This window comes from Luteibacter sp. P4_E6 (genome assembly GCF_056401535.1).
The window spans coordinates 1-4,501 of sequence record NZ_JBFUJE010000323.1; the positions used below are offsets into that span (position 1 = coordinate 1).

5 protein-coding genes are annotated in these 4,501 nt (G+C 63.8%); 1 reads left to right on the plus strand and 4 read right to left on the minus strand.

The genetic code is table 11. The annotated features are described in order from the left end of the window. Window positions 1-190 precede the first annotated feature (190 nt). From olsF to grxD, 4 genes are all read right to left on the minus strand, one after another. Window positions 191-1,900, minus strand: coding sequence for a bifunctional ornithine lipid synthase OlsF (olsF, locus tag AC1DT2_RS16370; protein ID WP_477297479.1), 1,710 nt, complete (start codon window positions 1,898-1,900; stop codon window positions 191-193). A 187-nt stretch (window positions 1,901-2,087) separates the two neighbouring features. Then, a complete protein-coding gene (locus AC1DT2_RS16375; RefSeq protein ID WP_477297480.1) occupies window positions 2,088-2,696 on the minus strand; it encodes a YhgN family NAAT transporter in 609 nt (202 codons plus the stop codon). A gap of 47 nt (window positions 2,697-2,743) precedes the next feature. Further along, on the minus strand, window positions 2,744-3,517 hold the full coding sequence (locus AC1DT2_RS16380; protein WP_213947857.1) for an SDR family NAD(P)-dependent oxidoreductase: 774 nt from the start codon (window positions 3,515-3,517) through the stop codon (window positions 2,744-2,746). Further along, entirely contained in the window at window positions 3,514-3,837 is a 324-nt protein-coding gene (gene grxD, locus AC1DT2_RS16385; RefSeq protein ID WP_213947856.1) for a Grx4 family monothiol glutaredoxin, read from the minus strand. Before grxD ends, AC1DT2_RS16380 begins: the two co-directional genes overlap by 4 nt. 109 nt (window positions 3,838-3,946) lie before the next feature. Between grxD and AC1DT2_RS16390 the strand changes: the two genes are divergently transcribed. Beyond that, the coding region (locus tag AC1DT2_RS16390) for a superoxide dismutase (protein ID WP_477297482.1) at window positions 3,947-4,501 on the plus strand (555 nt) is incomplete at its 3' end.

Sequence of the window (4,501 nt, forward strand, 5' to 3'; positions counted from 1 at the left end):
GTCGTAGAGCTATCCCCAATTTTTGAAAGACTCGGCCGGTGTGATCCCGGTCACGCAACTGATCCGGGCGGCGACTCTTGTTAAACGAACTTTAACGCGATTCTATGACACATTCGTAACATTTTCACGCCAACTAGATAAATACCACTTTTTCTTAGAGGTGCGCCAGAAAGGCACACCTCTTTGAACTCTAAGCAGATTTACCGAGATAGCGGGATCGCTTCGCAGGTTTCAGCGAAGCCAGATCCAACATGACGAGGCCATCGACGCATCCTGAGAAGTCAGGATCTTCGCCAAACGCAAGAAACTGGACGCCCGAAGGCTCGACCAGATCGACGTATTGGCGGTACAGCACCGGCAGGGAGACGCCAAGGGCGTCGAGGCGGTGTTTAAGCTTGCCCAGGCCAGCGGCCGGATCGAGGCCTTCCAGCTCGGCGCGGATCGCGACGTCGGTGGCGTCGGGGACGACAAAGGGCTGGCGAGCGGCGGCAAGTCCCTCAACACCAAAGAAATGCTGATGCGCCACCGTGATCCACTCGCGGGCTTCACGGGGCATGCTGACCGACATGCTCACCGGCCCGAACACGTAGCGAAGGTCCCGGTGACGCTGCAGGTAGAGGCCGATGCCCTGCCACAGATGGTCGAGCGCCCGCGAACGCCAGTAAGCCGGGGCGACGAAACTGCGCCCGGCCTCAAGACCTTGCGCCAGGCGCGATTCGAGTGCGGGCGAGTAATCGAAAAGACTTGAGGTATAGAGCGCCGAAATACCGCGTTCCGCGATGAGCCGGCCGCCGTGGCCGAAGCGATACGAACCGACGATGCGCAGCGCCTTCGGATCCCACAGCACCAGGTGCTCGTAGTACGGATCGTAGGCGTCGAGATCGCGGCGCTTGCCCGTGCCCTCGCCGACGCGACGGAAGGTGAGTTCGCGCAGGCGACCGATCTCGCGCAGCGCGGCACTATCCTGCGAGCCCTGCATGAGCAGGATGCGCTTGCCATCGGGAAGGTCCGCAAGAAACTCTGCCTTCTCCAGTTCGGCAACCACTCGCTCGATCGGTTCCGGGTGCGCCAGCGGCGTCTGTCCGCCGAACACCAGGTCGCGGCCGCGGCCCACGCGATACACGTGGCGACGCATGAGCTTGGCGGCCTGCTCAGGCGAACCGCCGCTGAGTTTCTTGATCTCCTCGGCGTCGATCAGCTTGCCGATGCGGAAGCCGACGCGCTGCTTGCCCGAGGTCGCTTCGCGAGGAAGCATCGCGGTGCTCAGCGGCTTGGCCAGCATGGAAAGGCCGTAGAACATGGCCGAGTTGCGCGCAGCGATGTGCACGGGCAACACGGGCACGCCGGTGCGCATGGCGATGCGCGCGAAACCGTCCGACCATTTGCCGTCGCGCACGCCGCTGGCGCCCATGCGGGATACTTCGCCCGCCGGGAAGATCACCAGCACTTCGCCGGCTTCGATGCTACGGAAGATGCCACGCATCTTCGAGGCGCCGCCCTTGCCGAACACATCCACGGGCAGCAGCAAGGGGCCGAGTTGCGGCACGGCCGCGAGCACGTCGTTACCCAGAATGCGCACGTCGCGACGCACGGTGCCGATCATCTGCAGCAAGGCGATCGCGTCGACCATACCCAGTGGATGATTGGCGACGACGAGCAGTGGCCCCTCGACGGGAATGTTCTCGCGCTCGCGCTCGGTGATGCGGCAGCTGACCCCGAGGTACTCGAGCGTGCGTTCGCAGAAGTCGAAGCCCAGCGCAGTACCGGCGTGGTCGAGTGTCTGGTTGAAGCGGCTCTCGTGGGCAAGCTTTTCCAGCATGCCGACAAGGGGCTTACGAATGAGAGGGTGCTGGGMCAGCCAGGGCAGACGCTCGGCCAGGGTCTGATCGATGCTCAGCATGACTTGGGCTCCCTATGACGTCGGACGGGGCAAACCGTGCGGGACTGGAGCGGAGTCGTGATTTTCATACCTTCGAACGTCCTCAGTGCCCCTTGTGGGGGCTGCGACCCATGCCCGGAGGTAGACGGCGCCTACCCCCGGACATGCTCGCGGGGAATTATGACAGCAACCCTACTGCCTCGTAGGTTCATACGGCAATGTGCAGGTAAGCCGACAACCCGGTCAGGAACATCTGCACCGACAGCGCGATCAGCAGCATGCCCATCAGGCGCTCAAGCGCAGTGAGAACGCTCTCACCCAGCCATTTGAACAGGAAAGTGGAGCTCAGCAGGATGATCGCGGTGGCCAGCCAGGCCAGGAACAGGGCGATACCCCACTCCGCCGTGCGGCCGGGCTGGGAATTGGTCAGCAGCAGCAGTGCCGCCATGGCCGAGGGGCCTGCCACGCCGGGGATGGCCATGGGCACGATGAAGGGCTCGCCCTCTCCCTGCTTGCCGAACACACCGCCCTCGACCGGCGGGAACACCATGCGGATGCCGATCAGGAACAGCACGATGCCGCCGCCGATGCTGACCGACTCCTGGCGCAGCTGGAGCACCTTGAGGATGTACTGCCCACCTAGCAGGAAGCCGATGAGCACGGCGAGGGCGATCAGCAGCTCGCGCACCATCACCTTGCGGCGGCGCTGCGGGGGCACGTCCTTGAGCAGGGCGAGGAACAACGGGATGTTGCCCAGCGGGTCCATGATCAGGAACAGCAGGATGCCCGCGGACAACGTCGTCATCTGCGCTTCCATTTAAAACTCCTTTACGGCTGCCCCTTAGGGACGGGCAGCGCGGTACGTCAGTGGGTGTTGCGAATATCGAGAACGGCACCGCGCGCATCCGCGCCGGCACCCGAGAGCAGGTAAACGATGGCTTCGGCGGAGGCCGTCGGCAGCGGTCGTTCGAGGGTGTTTTCACCGTAATACGCAGCGCGACGCAGGGCCGTGCGCATCGGTGCGGGGAGCAAGGCATGCACGCGCATGCTGCCCTTGCCGTTTTCAGCGTGGAGCACGGCGGCCATGCGTTCCACGGCCGCCTTGGACACGCCGTAACCACCCCAGTGCGCGCGCGACACGAGTTCGGCGTCATCGAAAACGAAGACGACGGCGCTGTCGTCAGCCTGCGTAAGCAGCGGCATGCACGCCTGGGTAAGCGCAAAAGGCGCGGAGACATTCACCTGCATCGCGCGCAGCCAGTCGTCCGGCTTGTGCATGGCGATGGGCGTGAGTTCGTTGAAATGCGCGGCGGCGTGGACCACGCCATCGAGCCGGCCGAATTCCTTTTCGAGACCTTCCGCGAGCGCCGCGTAGTCGCTCGGCGTTGCGCTTTCGAGGTCCAGCGGATGGATGACCGGTTCGGCACCGCCGAGCGCGACCAGCTCGTCGTAGAGCTTCTCCAGCGCGCGCACCTTGCGTCCCGTGATCACCACGGTCGCACCGGCGCGAACGACGGCCTTCGCGGTTTCACTACCGAGTCCACCCGTGGCGCCGGTGACGACGATGACGCGGCCAGCGAGCGAGCCTCCAGCCGGCGCCCAGTCATCGGGCAGCCCTACGGACGACCATGCGCTCACGATTCGGCCCCGGCGACTTCCACCGCCATGCGCTTGAGTTCACCCGCGGCGTGGAGATCCTCGACGATGTCGCACCCGCCGATGAATTCACCTAACAGGAACAACTGGGGAAACGTCGGCCAGTTCGAATAATGCGGCAGGCCCGCGCGCACGCGCGGATCCGCCAGGACGTTGACCGAGAAGAAGTTCGCCCCAGCGGCTTCCAGCGCCTTGACGGCGCGATCGGAGAACCCACAGGTAGGGAACTCCGGCGTGCCTTTCATGAAAAGCACGATGGGGTGCGCCGCTACGGTGGCCTTGATCTCGTCTACGACGTCCATAGGTCGGGTTTCATCATTAGAATGCTGATAGTTGCGTAGTGTAGCAGTGCCGCGCCTGGCGCCCTGCTTCGTCTTTCTTTCCCCCAGCCAACGCTAAGGAGTCCCGCACATGGCGATCGAACTTCCCCCGCTTCCCTACGAGAAGAACGCCCTGGAGCCGCACATCTCCGCTGAAACCCTCGAGTTTCATTACGGTAAGCACCACCAGACCTACGTCACGAATCTCAATAACCTGATCAAGGGTACGGAGTTCGAGGGCAAGGATCTGGTCGAGATCGTGAAGTCCTCCTCGGGCGGCATCTTCAACAACGCCGCCCAGGTCTGGAACCACACCTTCTACTGGAACTCGATGCGCGCCCCCGGCGGCGCCGAGCCGCCGGCCAAGCTTGCCGACGCCCTGACCAAGGCCTTTGGCGGCGTGGACAAGTTCAAGGAAGAGTTTGCCAAGAGCGCCGCCGGCAACTTCGGCTCGGGCTGGACCTGGCTGGTGCAGCGTCCGGACGGCTCCCTGGCCATCGTCAACACCTCCAACGCCGCCACGCCGATCACCGGCAGCGACAAGCCGCTGTTCACCGCGGACGTGTGGGAGCACGCCTACTACATCGACTACCGCAACGCCCGTCCGAAGTACCTGGAAGCGTTCTGGAACCTGGTCAACTGGGAC

Coding starts and splice junctions, on each gene's coding strand:
- AC1DT2_RS16375 (WP_477297480.1), bottom strand. CDS start 2,696: ATGGAAGCGCAGATGACGACGTTGTCCGCGGGCATCCTGCTGTTCCTG.
- grxD (WP_213947856.1), bottom strand. CDS start 3,837: ATGGACGTCGTAGACGAGATCAAGGCCACCGTAGCGGCGCACCCCATC.